Origin of the sequence: Sphingomonas sanguinis (assembly GCF_019297835.1) — a bacterium.
GTDB lineage: Bacteria > Pseudomonadota > Alphaproteobacteria > Sphingomonadales > Sphingomonadaceae > Sphingomonas > Sphingomonas sanguinis_D.
Genome location: NZ_CP079203.1, coordinates 2,510,717 through 2,530,000 on the forward strand (window position 1 = coordinate 2,510,717; position 19,284 = coordinate 2,530,000).

Below are 19,284 nucleotides of genomic sequence, written 5' to 3' on the forward strand. Positions count from 1 at the left end.
GGATGGAGCACAAAACTCTACCCATCAGTGCAGTTATAAAAATTCCCAAATTTGAAAGGCGTACCCAAGGGGGGCATAGGGAGCGCCGCGGTCCGAAAGTCTTTCCAACCAAAGACTTGGAACCGCCTGTTGGCATCAACCAAACTGAGGTCGTTTTTGTGTTCAGGATACTGCTTCGCTCCATGGCTCTTCCCGCTTGCGTGCTCGCGCTCTCTGGGTGCGGGAGCAAGGAAGAAGGAAATTCAAGCGCGGTGACAGCGGCTGCCGACCAGAACGAGATGCAGAAATACAATGCCTATGTCGAAGCGGCCAATACGGCGCGCACGCCCTTTGCCGACATAGTGGCCACCTATCAGCGCTCCATCAAACCGGTTTTCGACAGCGGCAAGGACCTGACAAAACTTTTCTTTCCGTCCGATCCGGGCATAGACCGGATCAAGGCGCAGTTGGACAAGGCTTTAGCCATGAAGCCCGCCATGCCGGAACTCGACGGGGCGGCGCGGACCTATAGCCAAGCGCTTGCCAAGGTTGCGCCGCTCTATCGTGATATGGCGAACTATATTGAGGCCAAGACCTATGTGAGCGACAATGGCGCCCATGGCCGCGAGCTCCAGCCGGCGCTGCTTACCGCCTTGGACAATGTTGCATCGGCTCAGGCTACCTATGCAAAAGCCATCGACGCCGCAGACCGCGCGCGCATCAAGGCCGCATTCGAGGCGACGAAGAAGGATACCCTGGACTATTATCGCAAGGGCACCGTCTATTATCTCAAGGAAAGCATGGATGATGCCTCCGGCGTGCTCGATGGCAAGGGATTGGGCGACCAGAAGGCGGCATTCAAAGCGTCCCTGGACCAGTTCAACACCATGGCCGTCCAGTTCGACAACAAGGTCCGCGAGAAGGACAAGACGGCATGCGCGAGCTTTATGCTGCACGCCAATGCCTATCTTGCAGCCGGGCGCGATATCATCCAGCGCACCGAGGACGGCACCTATGCCAAGGATCGCAGGAATGGTGCCTCGTTCCAGATGATGAAGCCGAAGGCGATAGAGGACGCCGAAACGCTGCTCCAGACCTACAACAGCGTCATCAACGACCTCAATGTCAGCCAGTGCTGACATCTAAGAGGGTTTTGTGAATTAACTGGCATCCCATTCCTCGGCTTCGCAGGAATGGGATGCTGAGGCGAACGGCACCAAAAACCGCCGGACTTTTGTACAAATGACCCACAATGCGACGTTTAAGCGTCCTTGCACGCTCCCCAACATCAGATATCCGTTCATGTCTTTTCCTGCAGCGGTGCTCGCTTAGGTCACTGACGGGAATGCCGCAGATTAACCGGCTGGTTGCATGATCGCTGGCCTGGGATGCCTTTGGCTTGCAGGGCCGCACTGGAACTCGTCGGCTTCATAGCTGCGATCGCCGAACAACCGCTGTGCGATATGGCATCAATCGTAACCCGACACTCGGTGATGCGTCATTTGGCAATTGTTTGGGGATCGCAAATTGGTCGACGACGCCTTGCGGGGGTCGCCTGATCCCACCGTGCTGCGTGCCCTACGGCAGCAATCACCCTTGGATGTCCAGGCTACCCACGTGCAACCGCCGCCTCGGCGCGATGGCGGCGCCGGCGAGCGCGACGGATCCGCCGATCAGTGTAGCGGTCAGTCGGTCCCAATCAGCACCGATCACGCCGCTTCCCGCCAAGGCAATCATCAGCACGACGGTGGCGGTGATCGCGGTGGCCAATACGGCATAGCGGGCCTGTTGCAGGCCGAAAGCCGATGCGGCGAAGACGGTCGCCGCCACGACCCGCGCGATCGGCGATCCGGTCGCGAGGATGATAGCGGTTGCGATCACGATGCCGAGGATGGTCCCTCCGATACGCTCGACACCGCGCAGCGCGGTGTCGCGCAAGCCTGGCTTCAGGACGATCATCGCCGTCATCGGGGCCCAATATTCGTGAACGATGTGCGCGGCTCTGCTCGCCAGCAGCGCGACGCCGATGCAGATCGCCGCGCGCAGCGCGTGAAGCGCCACATCCCCAACCCGAACGTCCTCCCCGGCCAGAGACGCACTGGTGGGCGTGTCGATACGCCGCTTCATCAGCCAGACCATGCCGATCTGAACACCCGCGCCGAGCGTGACGAGCCCGGCGCGATGCAGTCCGTCGGTCATGTCGCCGGGATAATTTGCCGCCAGAAGGAAGGCGATGATGACCTGCAACCACACCCACCAGAGCGCGCTATCCCAACGTATGAGAGCGCCGCACAATCCGCCCATGACCATCGTCACGATCAGTTCAACCAACGGGTCTCTTCCGGCCAGCGTTCCTAGGATACTGACGATCGTCATCCCGACACCGGTCAGCAGCATCGCATCCAGGTTTCTGTGGCGGACACGCTTGGTCGCGCCGAACCCGACCGCAAAGGCGGCACCGGCCGCGATCGAGGCCGGGACATGAATATGACTGAGTGCGCCCACGAGCAGCAACAGAAATAGCGCTGGCATCGCCACGACGGCACCGCGCCACTCGAAGCGGAACATGTGATGCAGCCCCTCGCGAGTGTCCATCCGAATGCCAGCCACCTCGATCATCAGCCCTTCATCGCGTTGGGCCGGACGCAGATGGCGCAGCCCCGGACGAAGATCAAAGCCTCCCGTCCCACTCACATGACGTTTCGCATCGGGAACAGATCGCTACGACATTTATTGACTGGGATCAAAACGACCATTGATCAACAGCAAGGTGGATGATGACGCGACGTGTAGCTGATGTGATCGTGGAAACCCTGGCTGCCGCAGGCGCCAAGCGGTGCTATGGGGTACCGGGCGACACGCTCAATTACGTGACCGACGCCATCCGCCGCAGCGACATGCGCTGGATCCATGTCCGGCATGAAGAGGCGGGTGCCTTTGCCGCTGGGGCCGACGCGCTGCTGACCGGCGAACTGGCGCTGTGCGCCGGATCGTGCGGCCCCGGCAGCCTGCATTTCATCAACGGCGTCTGGGAGTCGAACAGGAACCGCGCGCCGGTGGTGCTCATCGCCAGCCAGATCGTGCAGGACGAACTCGGCTTCGACTTCCCGCAGGAGGTCGATTTCAAATCGGTCTATGCCAAAGGCACCGTCTTCTGCGAAGAAATCCGCACCCCCGCACAGGCGAGGCGGATGACGGCGATGGCCGCGCAGGCGGCGCTCGCCAAGCGTGGCGTGGCGGTCCTGATCGTGCCGGTCGACGTGTCCAAGGCCGAGGCGCCCGACGAGCCGGACTTTGCCGTACACCGGGCCGCGCCGGTGATCCGCCCGTCCGATGGGGAATTGCAGCGGATCGCCGACGCTCTCAACACGGGCAAGAAGATCGCCATCTATGGCGGATCGGGCTGCGAGCGAGCGCATGACGCGGTTGTCGCCTTGGCCGAGCGCCTCAAGGCGCCGATCACACGGACCAGCCGTGCCAAGGACTTCCTCGAACACGACAATCCTTTTGATGTCGGCATGACCGGCGTGTTCGGGACGGCGGGCGGCTATCAGGCGCTGATGGACTGCGACACGCTGCTGCTGCTCGGCTGCGACTTTGCGTGGCGGCAGTTCTATCCCAGCAAGGCGACGATCATCCAGATCGACGTGGAGGGCACCCATTTGGGGCGTCGGCATCCGGTCGACATCGCCGCGGTGGGGAGCATCGCGGACACGCTGGAGGCGTTGATCCCGCTGGTTTCGCCGCGTGACGATCGCAGCTTTCTCGACCACGCCTTGTCCCATGCGCACAAGGCGGAAGCCGCGCTCGATGCGCGCCAGACGCCCGGGCACCGCGACGTGATCCACCCGCAATATCTGACCGCGCTGATCGGGCATCATGCCGCGCCGAACGCCGTCTTCACCGCCGATGGCGGCTCGCCCATGGTCTGGTGCCTGCGCCACATCCCGTCGACCGGCGCAAACCGGACGGTGGTGAGCCTCAGCCACGGGACGATGGCGAATGCTATGCCGCAGGCGCTGGGTGCGCAGGCCGCCTATCCGGAGCGGCAGGTCATCTCCATGTCGGGCGACGGCGGGCTGACCATGTTACTGGGCGATATGCTGACTGCGGTGCAGGAGGACCTGCCGATCAAGGTCGTCGTCTTCAATAACGGCACGCTCGGCTTCGTCGAGATCGAGCAGAAGGTCGAGGGGCTGCTCGACACCTTCACCGACCTTAGAAATCCGGATTTCGGCCGCATGGCGGAAGCGATGGGCTGGTGGGGCCGACGGGTCGAGCATCCCGATGCGCTCGACGATGCCGTCAGGGCATGGCTTGCCGCACCCGGCCCCGCCCTGCTCGACGTCGTGACGGTGCGCGACGAACTCGTCATGCCGCCCAAGATCGAACCCGGACAAGTGTTCGGCATGGCCCTCTATTCGGCCAAGGGCATCCTCTCCGGCCCCAAGGAAGCGACTACCGTCATGGACATGCTGAAAAACGCGGTTCTTCCATGAAGGGTGAACTTGGTCGAGAGCGGCATGAGCGGGCAGTTGCGGCATGAGATGACCCACATCCGGTCGTTGGAGACACTCACAAGCGTTCCCCGTTTCTGCCATTCGTTCACATCGGAAACAGCGCATCATCCATGGCCGCGTTGAACGGATGAACGGCCAGCGTTGGTGGAAAGCGGACGCAATGGCCACTCTACATGGCCTCTTAGAGGAGGCGGAGCACGCTACCTGATACAATGCCGACCAAGAATACGCCCATGCCCAGCCAGATCAATCCAGCAAAAATGGTAAGCCAAAATCCGACCGGTTCATCTTGTCGAGAGACGCGACGTTGCGACATTCGGCTAAGCGACGGAACATGGTCTTTGCCAATGTAGCGAAGCGTGTCCGCTCCGATTACGATCGCAGCAAGCCCAACTGCGAAGAAGAGAGCACTTCCAATGGCATCCAGCATGAACCGGGCTCGCAACGTGGCAATTTCCCGCACCTAGGCGTTGAGCGTTATGTCTGCAATTGGGCGGAAGCGGAACCGCTACACGCTACGTCGAAAGCAGAGAATGCACACCGGTATCGGCGACAGCGCGACGACCGCGAAGCCGAGCAACTCGTCAAGACGCCACTGGTCATTGGCGCCTGCCCACGCGAGCGTGAACCACACTCCCGCTGCTACCATGCCGGTATAGCAGACCGCAGCTATCCGGGTCGTGATGTCAGCCCTACCTGTCATCTCCTTTGGATAGCATACGCGTGAACGCCCGCAACGGGGTGAAAGTGGCTACCCTGCCCCAGCGCAACGAGGACCCAAAACCAGACGTTCATGCACTTTTTCAGACTTCTCGATATCGGCCGTTTGTTAAGCCAACGGGCAAGCACGGACGTGAGCTATCTGGCGGTCAAGCAATGGCTGGAATGGGGAAGCTCGGGGGAACACACTCGAGCGTCCCCCTGCCCCGCAAACAGTCAGACTTCTATCAAAATTCTGACCAACCGTCCTGCACCACGGTAAGCGCGGCCTTGCCAGAATGACGTGCGGAAGCTGAGGTAGCGATCACCCGACCAGCCGTGGCAGCCCGTTTCTGAAGTTCATGCACGGCGGGCGCGACCGAACGACCGTTGGCCACCTTGAAACGCCTTACCTGGCGCGACAGTTCGTCCGCCTCCGTTGATAGGGAACGCGCAGCGGCGGTTGCTTCCTCAACCATCGCAGCGTTCTGCTGCGTGACGCCGTCCATCTCGGCGACGGCGGTGTTGACCTGCTGCAACCCCGTGGCTTGTTGTGCCGCGGCCGAGGCGATGTCCGAGACGAGCGTATTGATCTCGCCGATCCGCCCGGTGATGCGAGTCAGTGCGTTGCCTGCTTGCTCGACCAGCTGGACCCCCGCATCGACCTGCTGGCTCGAAGCGGTAATCCGCTCCTTGACGTCCCTGGCCGCATCGGCTGACCGCTGAGCGAGTGCCCGAACTTCGGAAGCGACGACGGCAAAGCCCTTGCCCGCATCTCCGGCACGGGCGGCTTCAACACCTGCATTCAGTGCCAAGAGATTGGTTTGAAACGCAATGCCGTCGATCACCGAAATGATCTCGCTGATCTCATTCGACGATCGCTCGATACCGTGCATCGCGGCAACAGCTTGGCGAACCACATCGGCGGACTGGTCGGCATCGGTGCGGGTTTCGGTAACGACCTGATTGGCACGCTTGGCATTCACGGCGGTTTCGCGAACCGTCTCGGTGATCTCGTGCATGGCAGCGGCCGTTTCCTCGAGGCTGGCCGCCTGCTGCTCGGTCCGCTGAGACAGATCGTCGGACGCCTGACGGATGTCGCTCGCGCCATTGTTAATGCCGCTTGTCGCATCGGTTACCGCTGCCATCGCGTCATTCATCGCACCTAATGCGTGATTGAAATCGGTACGGAGCTTGGCGAATGGCCCCGTAAGATCGGTTTCGATCCGCGCGGTCAGGTCACCGTCGGCCAGCGCGCCTAGCCCGCGCCCGATGCTCTCGACAATCAACGTCGTCTGGGCTGCCTTGGCCTCATCAGCCGCGAGCAATTGCCCACGCAGATTTTTCAAGGCCCCCGCCAAGCGCCCGACTTCGTCCTGGCGATCGTGATCGACCGACGTTACCGACATGTCGCCACTGGCCAACGCCGTCAGGCCCGAGGTGACCTGATCCACCGGACGTGCGATCTGCCGGACCAGCAGAAGCAATATGCCAACCAAGGCAGCGCATGCCATCACGACGACCAGCGCAAGCAGCGTAACGACGTGGGTGTGAAGGTCGGAAGCGTCCTGACGCTGCTGTGCCGCCAGCTTCATTTCGAAGGATACAAGCGCGCTGATACGATCTGAGAGCTCGTCAAACAACACCTGGCTGCGCCCCCGCATGATAGCGGTCGCCTCTTCATTGCGGTTTAGCCGCGACAGGGTGATGAGTTTCTGGTGCTGCTCGAGATAGGAAAGCCATTTCTGGCGGAACGCCGTCAAAAGTTGACGAGCCTCAGGCCGCACTATGGTTCGATCGAGCACCGAAAAATTCTTGTCTACGATACCTTGGGCAGTAGAAATCTTTTGCTCGGCAGCCGTCATATCGGCGGACTGAGTTGCCAAAATGTGCTGTACTTCCGCTATCCGGAAGTCCGACGTCGCAGTATCAATCTGCTGAGCGGCCACTGTCTTCGGCATGAGGTCATTCGACACATAGTCGATGGCCGTGTTCATCTTACCGATTTGAACGGCCGAAAAACCTGCCACGCCACAAAGGACTACAGCAATTATAAGGAACGCAACGGCAAGCTTTTGTGGGATTGAAATGTTTTTCATGGGGCCATCCATTCAGGTGACCAAACCCATAACAAATCTATGTAAATCAATTATCTATGACAAATATGTAATGACCCCGGACGGGAGGCGAAATGGGGTATGTCGTGACGGGCACGGATATTGATAGGGACTACCCCGCTTCTCAGGCGCTGCCTGTTTGCCCGAGGCGGTCCTCCGTGTGCATCAAGCCGCTCTATCGGCATGGGCATAGAGGGGTATTCCCATGTCGACCAACGGGATGAGCGGACGCCCCATGTGGTATCCCTGCACGGCGTCGCAACCAATTTCTCGGCACAGTGCAAGTTGGTCCGATGTCTCGACGCCTTCGGCATGGGTGACGACACCCAATTCGCGTCCAAGCGTGACCGTGGCTCGTAAGACCGCCATCGAACGCGGGTCGTTAGCTGCACGCAGCACGAAGCTGCGATCAATCTTGATCCGGTCGAAGCACAGATCGCGCAGATGTGAGAGCGAGGACTGCCCGGTTCCAAAATCATCAAGCGCGATTTTAAAGCCAAGTTTGCGAATACGCTCCAACCGGCCAGCGACCTTCGCAGGGTCACGGATGAGCGCAGTTTCGGTGATTTCAATCTCCAGCCGCTCGGCTGCCAATCCATTGGTCATGACAGCCTGCGTGAGGTGGTCGAGCAACGCGTCCGATGCCAGCTGCGCCGCCGAAACGTTGACCGCCACGTACAGATGGGGCGACCACCCCGCCAGGTGTCGACACGCTTCTGCGATCACCCACCGCCCGATGTCGTCGATCAGGCCTGCATCCTCGGCGATGGGGATGAAGACTTCAGGCGAGATCCATCCTCGTTCGGGATGTTGCCAGCGCAGCAGCGCCTCATAGCCGCAGGTGATCCCGGAAGCGAGGTCGGCGATTGGCTGAAAGGCCAAGCGGAAGCCGCCGCCTTTCACAGCATCATGAAGGCCGTCGACGATCTCCTGTCGCTTCCGGAGCGCCTCTGTCATGGCGTGCTCGTAAGGATGCGCGCGACGACGGCCCGCACGTTTGGCGTCGTAGAGCGCGAGGTCTGCACGCCTCATCAGTTCCTCACCCGACAGCCCGGGCTCCCACTCTGCTACACCGATGCTGCATCCCGGCAGGAGGCGATAGCCGTCAATGGTCACGGCATGCGACATCTGGGTCACTACGTCTGCGGCGAACGTCGTGGCTTGACCGATCGGCAAGCCCATCACGATGGCCATCTCGTCGCCGCCCATACGGGCGACGAAGCTGTCCGGGTCGACCAAGCGATTCAGGACTGCCGCGCAGTGGACCAGCAGCTTGTCGCCGATGCCATGGCCAAAGGTGTCGTTGACCTCCTTAAATTCATCAAGGTCAATGAGCAGCAGGCTGAACGTCTCTGCCTTGTCGATCATGGTCGCCACGTGGTCTTGAAGCGCCCGGCGGTTGCCGAGATTGGTCAGGACGTCATAATGCGCATGATAACTCAGCGTGCGGCTGGCCTGCCGTTCGACCGTCACGTCGTTGAACGTCAGAACCACGCCTTGCTCGATTACCGGCCGACACTGCATGACGTAGGTCCGGCCGTCCTCCATTTCGCATTCTCGGTCGAAAGGCTCACCGGAATGAACCCAGGCCTTCATCGACTGGCCAACAAGGGTCCGTTTGTCGGGATGCCAGTTTCGGTACCGTGCAATGGTGTCCAGAAAGGTGTCGATGGTCACACCGGTTCGAAGCGCCTCGGGCGGCGTATCGAACAGGGTCAGGAAACGCTTGTTGTACTGGCGAAGCCGCCCCGCCTTGTCGATAAAGACCAGACCGTCCGACATACTCTCGATAACAGCTTTAAGCGTCTGCGCTTCCCGCTCGCGCCGCAACCTTGCCTGTGAGGCAGAAAGGACGCCACCCAGGCAGGCGATCGAGACGGCAAAGGCGGTGCATGCCGCGATGAGGCCTGGCGACATGGCACTGCCATGGATCTTGGCTAGGGGTGCGGTCACCGCGTCCCCGCCCAGGCTGATGAAATGGATGGCGCACACAGCGCCAACAAAAGAGATGCCGGTGGCAAGCCGTGAAAAATTGGACGAACGACGGATTTGCCAACCGATCAGGATCGCTGTGCCGATCAGCACGCCGATCAGGTTTGTCATGGTTGAAAATTGGTGGCCGCAGTCGACGAGTGCCGACAAGCCGACGGCGTGCATACACCAGATGCCTGCTCCTGCCGCCATGGCGAGAACGATCTGCCTGCGTCGATGCTCGACCCTGGCAAGCGCGGCGATTGGCAGGCCGACCAGTAGGATGCCCACCGCAGCGGAAATCGCGGTGCGATCCGGTGCATAAGTCAGGATCAGATCAGGACGATAGGCGGTCATCGCGCTGAAATGGGTTGACCACACCCCCAACCCCGCAGCCAGCACCAAGCCTCCATCGCGCCAGCCAATTGGGCTGATGCGGGCATGGCGAATTTCCGCCGTAAGCAGTGCCACCAACCAGCCCGACGTCAGGCAAATGCCGATGGAAACCGCCAGAAGATAAGCGGAATAGGGCAACAGGGAGGAGATCAAGGGAAGCCCATCGCAGCAGCAAGAGTGGCTGCGGCCATCCCACCTACTGGTTAACAATCCATATCAGCTTAATGCTTCGTAATTGGCCATGCCTGCAAAGAGTGGCCTATTCCGGTACTGGCTGGCAGCAAGGGCGCGTGAGACGCACTGCCGCTGTACGTGTGGCAGCGGCAAGGACGCCATGACGACCCACAAACGGTCGTTCGCGCCACCTCCGTCGCTTCCCAACTTCCGACATTCATTCACGTTGGGAGTGGCCATTGTGCAGTCCCCATTAGCGCGGTCCGAGTGGTCGTCAGATGTCTCGAGAACGATCCAGAGCGTGTGAAAAGTTGCGTCTGCGATTCCGCCGGGCCGCGGGTCGGCGTATGCTTTGGGCATGGCGTATATCGAGGGTCACGCGCGCGACCAGGCGCTGCTGCTGCCGGCATCGGTTGAGGATTACGTATCGGCAGACAACCCAGTGCGCTTCATCGATGCCTTCGTCGACGATCTTGATCTCGGCGAGGCCGGTTTCCATCGTTCGCAGCCGAAGGCCACCGGACGGCCGGGCTATCACCCGGGCGACATGCTGAAGCTGTACCTGTACGGCTATCTCAACCGAACGCGGTCGAGCCGGCGCCTGGAAGCCGAGGCGACACGCAATCTCGAGCTGATCTGGCTGCTGCGCGGGCTGCGGCCCGACTTCAAGACCATCGCCGACTTCCGCCGTGACAACCGCTCCGCGTTCAAGGCGGTGTTCCGCGCGTTCGTGGTGCTATGTCGCAAGCTCGACCTGTTCGGGCGCGAGCTGCTGGCGGTGGATGGCACGCGGCTGAAGGCGGTGAACAGCCGGACGCGCAACTTCACGAAGGCCAAGCTAGACAAGTATATCAGGTCCGCTGACGAGCGGCTCGAGAAGTATCTCGCACAGCTCGATGATGCCGACCGCGGCGAGGAGGCAGGCACAACCAGACGGAGCGATGCACTGGCGGCGAAGATCGTGAAGGTGCGCGAACAGCGTCAGGTCAACCAGGCGCTGCTGGAACAGCTGAAGGCCAGCGGCGAGAGCCAGATTTCGCTCACCGACCCGGACGCTCGCGCGATGGCGGCGCATCCCAAGGTCGGCGTCGGCTACAACGCGCAGGTCGCGGTCGATGCAAAGCACAAGCTGATCGTCGAACAGCATGTCACCAACGCGGGCAGCGATCTGGGTTTCCTGGCTGAGACAGCCGGCGCGGCGAAGGACCTTCTCGACGTCGACCGGATCGATGTGGTCGCCGACATGGGGTATTACATGGGCGAGGACATCGCCGCGTGCGAGCGAGCCGGCATCACGCCCTATGTCGCCCGCCCCCAGCGCGGCACGGCCGTTGGCGACGGGCGCTTTCCCAAGGAGCGGTTCCGCTATGATGAAGCCGCGGATTGCTACCACTGCCCCGGCGACCAGCGCCTTGATACACGGTACCGATGGCTTCAGGGCGGTCACATCATCGTGCAGTATTCAAACCCGCGCGCTTGTGACGGATGCGAACTCAAGGCGCAGTGCGCCCGTGGAAACTTCCGTCGCATCACGCGGTGGGAAGGCGAGGCGGTGCTCGATCGCATGGCGATACGCCTCGCCGCCCGGCCCGACATTCTCGACATCCGGCGCGAGACGGTCGAGCACCCTTTCGGTTCGATCAAGCAATGGATGAACCAGGGCACTTTCCTGATGCGCGGTCTCGACAAGGTGCGGGCCGAATTCAGTCTGACGGCGTTTGCCTATAACCTGAGACGGGCGATAAACCTAGTCGGCGTACAGGGATTGATCCGGGCCTTGCAAACCTGATCCGACGTTCAAACGCTCCCCGGCCGTCGCCCGCAGCCGATGGCCGCCCTTCCGGCGACACTGTGCCACCCATAAAAATCAGCCAACATCCTGACGTTCATTCAGCGGATCCCAAGCGTGGCATCAGCCAACAGCGAGTTTCCGCACAGTCTGGATCGAAAATTGGGAAGGGCCAAAGGCCCTTCTCACACCGCCGCCTGTCGCACAAATCAGCTCAAATCTACGATCCGCGTCAGCAAGCCTTCCCTGATCGTCATGAATGATGCGCCTCGCATGGCGATCGGTTCACCGGCCTTCATAGGTCCAAGATCGACAGCCGGGGTGCCGGTCCAATCCACCTCCATCGCGACACGATCGCCATCAACAACTGCGTTGGTGATGGTCTGATGACGGGTAGTGAACATCGTGGCTGCTTGTTCAGCAAGTTTGGCGAAGGCGGTCCGACCTTCGACCTTCATGCTTTGCCCCGAGTTCGATACGTTCTCGAATACAACATCGTCGATGACACACGCCACCAGCGCGGCTGCGTCCTTACGATTGTACGCATCGATGTAGCTTTGAATGATTGCAGGTAGCGTCACAGCTATCGCCCTTCTTCCAGAAGTGCGGGGCCTATCGCCATTTTTTTGGCAAGGCGGACCGCGCTTCAAACTGACAATGCCTGTCGGCATTGGTCACTCGGACAGACCCGACCTGACGTATCAGGCCGGGTTATTAAATCGTCCGCTGGTCGCTACCGCGATGTGAACAACGAAGGTCATGCGAGCAGTATGCCTGTCTGTGTGAGATTGTCGAGCCGGCAACGTAACCGACAAACCTTCCCGATTGGGAACGGCGATCGAGGCGGCCGGGCTTTCCCATTGGGATCGAGAAGCGAGAATCTGGTCGCGACGCGAGCGCCATGCCACTTGCAGGCCAGATTGATCGAGAGCAGACATACGCACCCTCTAGGGAGAAGTGATCGATGCGCTACGTTGCAACCGTGCTTACGCTAATGGTTTCATCAGCCGCGATGTCGGCCCCGCAAACTCGCACGATCACTACATCGCTGCCCGCCAATCGGCCGATAGGCGTGGAAGCAAGCGCATTTGTGCGTTCGGTGAAGGCGGGGGCCGTTCCCGAACACTCCGATTACAAGGATCACGACCTACTTTTGGTGGGGAATCTGCTAGAATTGCAATCTGGTAAGCAAGTCGATATAGTAATCCTAGCCAGCGCAAATCAAAAAGAGCGGCTCAAAGCATTCATCCAGCATGATCCCCGGCTTGTCACTGGAAAACTAACGAGCATTGCTTGCCGCAGGATCGACGGGCGCGGACCAGTCGTTGTAGTTTCGAACTGTCGCTTCGCAGCCTCCGCTTAGTCCCCACAAATGAACCCGTAGCGGGAAAGTAGCCTTCTTGACCGTGCCGAGAGGCGTCAGAGACATCGACTTTCCCAAAATATGTTCCCAATTGCTCTTTCCCGAAATAGGCCTTCGTGGATGGGGAAACGGGAATGGTCGGCTGAATCATTAGCTGATTTCGGGAAGACAGATTGCCTGCCTGAGCGTCCAGGTTTGGGCGAAGAAGTCGATTTTCAGTGGAGTTAGCTTATCCCAACACGCTTATAGCGCCGCCCCGCCCGACGTGCGGGCGGAGCGACGGACGCTTATCCGTTGAGCTTGTCCTTGACGGCCTTGGCTGGCGCAAAGCCGAGCTTCTTGGAAGCGGCAATCTGCATGGCCTCGCCGGTGGCGGGATTACGACCTTCACGCGCCGGGCTGTCCTTGACCTTGAACTTGCCAAAGCCGTTAATGGCAATCTCGTCGCCAGCGACCGCGGCCTCGACAATGGCAGCAAAGACACCGTCGACGAGCTTGCGGGCATCAGCCTTGCTGACGCCGTGGCTGGTAGTGATACGGTCGGCGAGGTCGGAATTGTTCATGTCATGCTCTCAAATTGTGGAGCGACCTCCATATGCGTGGGTTTGGGTGTTACGCCACCCCACTTCTTGAAATGGGTCAAACCGACCGCCTGTCCATGTACTTGGAATGGCTGAGATAACGCTTGGCATATACCGACGTTCGTGCCGCCTCACCGATTTGATCCGAACGGGGCAGCTTGCATATCGTGAATGGAAGGTACGTCGCTAAATAAACAACGATGTCTCCAACCGTAAGAGACAAATCGACGATTCACTCCACCTGGTGACCCGATGAAACACATCGACCGTATACCGGATCAAATCGTCGCTTGACGCCGTGTCGTTATTGCTGCTGCAAGACCATTGCTGTGACATGGCCGTTTACGGTTCTCCGGAACCGCGCAGCGTTTAAGACTCCTGCCACTCCCATTTGGATAGACCATGGCTGACGAAACCATCACCGACACCGCGCATGCGGTCGAACTCGCCACCGAACTGACCATTGCCTGGCTGGGCAATCCCAACACGCGCATCGACGCCGAGCAGGTCCCGGCTTTCCTGGGCAGCATGCACAGCGCCATCCTGAAGCTGGCCGGCGGCGGCGAGACGGCGGCAGCGGACGCCGTCGACACCACCGAATACACGCCTGCGGTGTCGGTGCGGAAGTCGCTGGCGTCGAAGGACCACATCATCTCGATGATCGACGGCAAGCCCTACAAGACGCTGCGCCGCCACCTCGCCACCAATGGCCTGACGCCGGAGGAATATCGCGAGCGCTATAACCTCAAGGCCGACTATCCGATGGTCGCCGAGAGCTATTCGGAAAGCCGCCGGGCGATGGCCAAGAAGATCGGCCTCGGCCGCAAGCCGGGTGCCAAGGTGGCACCAACCGCCAAGCCCAAGGGCGCCCGCGCCGCCAAGAGCGCTGCTCAGGCGCATCTGTCAGGCGAATAACTGGTCAGGCAGGGCTGGCTTCAAGACAGCCCTGCCTATCACTCGCCACTAGACCCAAGGCGTCATCGACCGCTGGCACGGCGTTCAGATGGCTTTGGATGAACCTGGCCCAGTCCTCGAGCATGCGCCGGCGCGGGGAAAGATAGAGCGCGGCGTTATACGCCCCCCTCACCTCGTCGCGCTCGACATGGGCGAGCGCCATCTCGATCCAGTCGGGCTGATAGCATTCCGCCTCATTGGCCCAGGTCGAGGCGAGTCCGCGAAAGCCGTGCACAGTCTGGCGGCCGCGATAGCCCATCCGGTAACAGGCATAGATCATCGTGTTCTGCGAGATCGGCTGGTCAGGCTTCTCGCCCACAAAAACATAGCCCGCTGAACTATAGGCGCGCACATCCTTCAGGAGCGCGACGACAGCGGGCGCGAGCGGCACGACATGCTCGCGTGCCATCTTCATGCGTTCAGCCGGCACCCGCCACAGAGGCGCAGGCCCATCGAGATCCTCGAACTCCTCCCAACGGGCATGTCGCGTCTCGTTGGTTCGCGCCCAGGTCAGCAGCGTAAACAGCAGCGCCGCCCGGGTGACCGCGCGACGCCGCAGCGTATTTTCACCATCATAACCGTCAATGGCCCGGATCAGCGCGGGCAGCTCGCTGCGGCCAATCCGCGGCATATGCCGGGTGCGCGGCTTGGGCTTGAGCAGCTGGCCGAGATGCTCGGCGGGATCGCGCTCGGCCCAGCCATGAGCGATGGCAAAGCGGTAGACCTGGCTGACATGCTGCTTGAGGCGGCGACTGACGTCGAGCGCACCGCGTGCTTCGACCGGCCGTACCATCGCCAGCACATCAGCCGGCGTGATGACACCGAGCGCGAGTTTGCCGAGCACAGGAAAGGCATCGCGCTCGAGCCGGGTCAGCAGCCGGGTGGCATGCCCGGGATCAAGCCCGTCGAGACGGTGACCATGCCATTTGCGCGCCGCTTCCTCGAAAGTCATCTGCGCCCTGGGCTTGTTGCCGGCGCCGGGATCGCCCCCCTCGCCTAGCACCACTTTAGCCTTGGCGCGGCGCAGCCGCGCCTCTGCCAACGACACGCCGGGATAAGCACCAAAGGAGAGCAGCTTTTCCTTGCCGCCGTACCTGTACTTCATCCGCCACAGCTTGGAGCCATTGGGGCGGACAAGAAGGTAAAGGCCGTCGCCGTCGGTGAGTTTATAGTCTTTTGCCCGCTTGGTGGCGTAGCGGACTTCGAGCTCCTTGAGGGCCATGGGGGTATCTCCTGCCGAGGCGGCGATGATACCCACGAAAATACCCCCAAAGGCAAATCGCCGTCCTGGCATCGAGAGGCGTCGACTGGCACCCGATGAGAGCCGCTGAGCGAGGGCTAACTCTTGGAAAAATGACACAAAAAAACCGCCTCGGGATGATCCGGGCGGTTATGGTATCGGGAAGTATGGTTGCGGGGGCAGGATTTGAACCTGCGGCCTTCAGGTTATGAGCCTGACGAGCTACCGGGCTGCTCCACCCCGCGACGCTAGCTGAGCCGCACGGCGGCACGCTTCACGCGTGGTGTCGTGGGGCTTAGCGCCCCGGGCTGGATTGGCCCGAGGAGACGAGTGAATGGGTTTTGTGTGTATTCGCGGACTGTAATGCCTGGCGACGCCCTACTCTTCCACTGCTTGAGCAGTAGTACCATTGGCGCAGTCGGGTTTCACGGCCGAGTTCGGGATGGGATCGGGTGGGACACCGACGCTATGGCCACCAGGCAATAGAGTCCGCGAATACTGACCCTCGAGGGTTGGCTCGAGGGTGTGTGGGTATAAAATCGATGCGTGCACTGGCTGTATTGATGACCGCACCCGTATTGCCATCTAGCCCAGGGCTGATGGTGGGGGTGTGGAGCTCTCAAGCGCGAATAGGACAATTAGTATCGGTTAGCTCCATGCGTTACCGCACTTCCACATCCGATCTATCAAGGTCGTGGTCTTCGACCGTCCTGAGAAATCTTATCTTGAGGGAGGCTTCCCGCTTAGATGCTTTCAGCGGTTATCCCGTCCGTACATAGCTACCCTGCTGCGCCGTTGGCACGACGACAGGTACACCAGAGGTACGTTCAACCCGGTCCTCTCGTACTAGGGTCAACTCCTCTCAAATTTCGACGCCCACGGCAGATAGGGACCAAACTGTCTCGCGACGTTCTGAACCCAGCTCACGTACCACTTTAATTGGCGAACAGCCAAACCCTTGGGACCTGCTCCAGCCCCAGGATGTGATGAGCCGACATCGAGGTGCCAAACAACCCCGTCGATATGAGCTCTTGGGGGTTATCAGCCTGTTATCCCCGGCGTACCTTTTATCCGTTGAGCGATGGCCCTTCCACGAGGGACCACCGGATCACTATGACCGACTTTCGTCTCTGCTCGACTTGTCAGTCTCGCAGTCAGGCTGGCTTATGCCATTGCACTCTAACAGACGGTTTCCAACCGTCCTGAGCCAACCTTCGCGCGCCTCCGTTACTCTTTAGGAGGCGACCGCCCCAGTCAAACTACCCGCCACAGAGGGTCCCTGTACCGGTTTCACGGTACGAGGTTAGACATTAAACAACAACAGGGTGGTATTTCACCTATGGCTCCACATCGGCTGGCGCCAATGCTTCAAAGCCTCCCACCTATGCTACACAGTTCTTGTCCAATGCCACTCTGAAGCTGCAGTAAAGGTGCACGGGGTCTTTCCGTCTAACCGCGGGTACTCCGCATCTTCACGGAGAATTCAATTTCGCTGAGCATGTCCTGGAGACAGTGGGGAAGTCGTTACGCCATTCGTGCAGGTCGGAACTTACCCGACAAGGAATTTCGCTACCTTAGGACCGTTATAGTTACGGCCGCCGTTTACCTGGGCTTCATTTCAGAGCTTGCACTCCTCCACTTAACCTTCAGGCACCGGGCAGGCGTCAGGCCCTATACGTCGTCTTGAAGCCGACTTAGCAGAGCCCTGTGTTTTTGCTAAACAGTCGCTACCCCCTGGCCTGTGCCCCCCATGAGAGCTTGCGCTTACATGGGGCCTCCTTCTTCCGAAGGTACGGAGGCAATTTGCCGAGTTCCTTCAGGACACTTCTCTCAAGCGCCTTGGTATACTCTACCTGACCACCTGTGTCGGTTTCGGGTACGGTCTATACGGTGGGGCTATTTCCCGGGACAGTTTCGAAGCCTGACCAATCCGATAAGGTCAGACAACACACACCATCCGTCACACACCACCAGGCCCACGAATATTAACGTGGTTCCCATCGACTACCCCCTTCGGGCTCGTCTTAGGGGCCGGCTCACCCTGCGCGGATTAGCCTTGCGCAGGAACCCTTGGTCTTTCGGCGAGAGGGCATCTCACCCTCTTTATCGCTACTCATGTCTGCATTCGCACTTCCGATACCTCCACGACCCATTACCAGATCGCTTCGCAGGCTTACGGAACGCTCCGCTACCGCGTGCACAAAGTGCACACCCTAAGCTTCGGTGCGTGTCTTGAGCCCCGTTACATCTTCGCCGCAGAAACCCTTGTTTAGACCAGTGAGCTGTTACGCTTTCTTTAAAGGATGGCTGCTTCTAAGCCAACCTCCTGGTTGTTTTGGGATTTCCACATGCTTTCCCACTTAGACACGACTTGGGGACCTTAGCTGTAGGTCAGGGCTGTTTCCCTTTTGACGACGGACCTTAGCACCCGCCGTCTGTCTCCCGAGTATCACTCATAGGTATTCGGAGTTTGGTTAGTATTGGTAGATCTCGCGACCCCCGCAACCATCCAGTGCTCTACCCCCTATGGTGTCCGCTCGAGGCACTACCTCAATAGTTTTCGCGGAGAACCAGCTATTTCCCGGCTTGATTGGCCTTTCACCCCTAAGCACAACTCATCCGGTAACTTTTCAACGTTAATCGGTTCGGACCTCCAGTGCGTGTTACCGCACCTTCATCCTGGTCATGCATAGATCGCCGGGTTTCGGGTCTAATACTTCAAACTAAGTCGCCCTATTCAGACTCGCTTTCGCTGCGCCTACACCTATCGGCTTAAGCTTGCTTGAAACATTAAGTCACAGACCCATTATGCAAGAGGTACGCAGTCACCCCATAAAGAGGCTCCTACTGCTTGTAGGCAATCCGTTTCAGGTACTGTTTCACTCCCCTCATCGGGGTGCTTTTCACCTTTCCCTCACGGTACTAGTTCGCTATCGGTCATGTACGAGTATTTAGGCTTGGAGGGTGGTCCCCCCATGTTCAGACAGGATTTCACGTGTCCCGCCCTACTCGAGTCCCATCACATCAGTTTCGCATACGGGGCTGTCACCCGCTATGGCCACACTTTCCAGAGTGTTCTGCTACTTGAATGATGGGCACTGGCCTGGTCCGCGTTCGCTCGCCACTACTAACGGAATCTCGGTTGATGTCTTTTCCTCCAGCTACTGAGATGTTTCAGTTCACCGGGTTCGCTTCTCGAAACCTATGTATTCAGTTAAGAGATACCTGAACCAACTAACCCTGACCGCCGTTTCCAACGTGCAGGATTAATCGGATAGGTGGGTTTCCCCATTCGGAAATCGTCGGGTCAAAGGTTGCTCACACCTCACCGACGCTTATCGCAGCGTGCCACGTCCTTCATCGCCTGTACATGCCAAGGCATCCACGAATTGCCCTTACCTCACGCTTGAGAGCCCACACCACCACCATCAACGCTGGGCTTGTCTCTCGACAAAGCCGACTCGGCAGAGCAGCATTGGGTAGCATCTCGGTGTGGTCATT

At 59.7% G+C, this 19,284-nt stretch carries 10 protein-coding genes, 1 tRNA gene and 2 rRNA genes; 4 read left to right on the top strand and 9 right to left on the bottom strand.

Annotated features, from left to right (window positions below; translation table 11 throughout):
• Window positions 1-182: 182 nt before the first annotated feature.
• On the top strand, window positions 183-1,118 hold the full coding sequence (locus KV697_RS11705; protein WP_257575292.1) for a YiiG family protein: 936 nt from the start codon (window positions 183-185) through the stop codon (window positions 1,116-1,118).
• 451 nt (window positions 1,119-1,569) lie between these two features.
• Here KV697_RS11705 and KV697_RS11710 read toward each other — a convergent pair whose 3' ends face one another.
• Entirely contained in the window at window positions 1,570-2,598 is a 1,029-nt protein-coding gene (locus KV697_RS11710; protein ID WP_219018342.1) for an FUSC family protein, read from the bottom strand.
• Window positions 2,599-2,756: 158 nt separating this feature from the next.
• On the opposite strand from KV697_RS11710, the gene KV697_RS11715 reads away from it, so the two are divergent.
• Window positions 2,757-4,478 carry a thiamine pyrophosphate-dependent enzyme gene (locus tag KV697_RS11715; RefSeq protein ID WP_219018343.1) on the top strand — a complete coding sequence of 574 codons (1,722 nt, stop codon included), beginning with the start codon at window positions 2,757-2,759 and terminating at the stop codon, window positions 4,476-4,478.
• A 968-nt stretch (window positions 4,479-5,446) separates the two neighbouring features.
• On the opposite strand, the gene KV697_RS11720 is transcribed toward KV697_RS11715, so the two are convergent.
• Entirely contained in the window at window positions 5,447-7,309 is a 1,863-nt protein-coding gene (locus KV697_RS11720) for a methyl-accepting chemotaxis protein (RefSeq protein ID WP_257575293.1), read from the bottom strand.
• 171 nt (window positions 7,310-7,480) lie between these two features.
• Window positions 7,481-9,835 (bottom strand): bifunctional diguanylate cyclase/phosphodiesterase, encoded by a 2,355-nt coding sequence (locus KV697_RS11725; RefSeq protein WP_219018344.1) that lies wholly within the window; start codon window positions 9,833-9,835, stop codon window positions 7,481-7,483.
• A gap of 379 nt (window positions 9,836-10,214) precedes the next feature.
• Here KV697_RS11725 and KV697_RS11730 point away from each other — a divergent pair, with 379 nt between their 5' ends.
• Complete coding sequence (locus KV697_RS11730) at window positions 10,215-11,645, top strand: IS1182 family transposase (protein WP_219018345.1); 1,431 nt, start codon at window positions 10,215-10,217, stop codon at window positions 11,643-11,645.
• A 209-nt stretch (window positions 11,646-11,854) separates the two neighbouring features.
• On the opposite strand, the gene KV697_RS11735 is transcribed toward KV697_RS11730, so the two are convergent.
• Both KV697_RS11735 and KV697_RS11740 read right to left on the bottom strand, forming a co-directional pair.
• Entirely contained in the window at window positions 11,855-12,226 is a 372-nt protein-coding gene (locus KV697_RS11735; RefSeq protein ID WP_061781465.1) for a nuclear transport factor 2 family protein, read from the bottom strand.
• A 1,069-nt stretch (window positions 12,227-13,295) separates the two neighbouring features.
• Window positions 13,296-13,571, bottom strand: coding sequence for an HU family DNA-binding protein (locus KV697_RS11740; protein WP_219018346.1), 276 nt, complete (start codon window positions 13,569-13,571; stop codon window positions 13,296-13,298).
• Between the two features lie 420 nt (window positions 13,572-13,991).
• On the opposite strand from KV697_RS11740, the gene KV697_RS11745 reads away from it, so the two are divergent.
• Complete coding sequence (locus KV697_RS11745) at window positions 13,992-14,504, top strand: MucR family transcriptional regulator (protein WP_219018347.1); 513 nt, start codon at window positions 13,992-13,994, stop codon at window positions 14,502-14,504.
• A gap of 4 nt (window positions 14,505-14,508) precedes the next feature.
• Here KV697_RS11745 and KV697_RS11750 read toward each other — a convergent pair whose 3' ends face one another.
• From KV697_RS11750 to KV697_RS11765, 4 genes are all read right to left on the bottom strand, one after another.
• On the bottom strand, window positions 14,509-15,765 hold the full coding sequence (locus KV697_RS11750; RefSeq protein WP_219018348.1) for a tyrosine-type recombinase/integrase: 1,257 nt from the start codon (window positions 15,763-15,765) through the stop codon (window positions 14,509-14,511).
• 186 nt (window positions 15,766-15,951) lie between these two features.
• Window positions 15,952-16,028 (bottom strand) — tRNA-Met (locus KV697_RS11755).
• Window positions 16,029-16,148: 120 nt separating this feature from the next.
• Window positions 16,149-16,263 (bottom strand): 5S ribosomal RNA (gene rrf / locus KV697_RS11760).
• A gap of 138 nt (window positions 16,264-16,401) precedes the next feature.
• Window positions 16,402-19,192 (bottom strand): 23S ribosomal RNA (locus tag KV697_RS11765).
• Window positions 19,193-19,284: the final 92 nt, after the last annotated feature.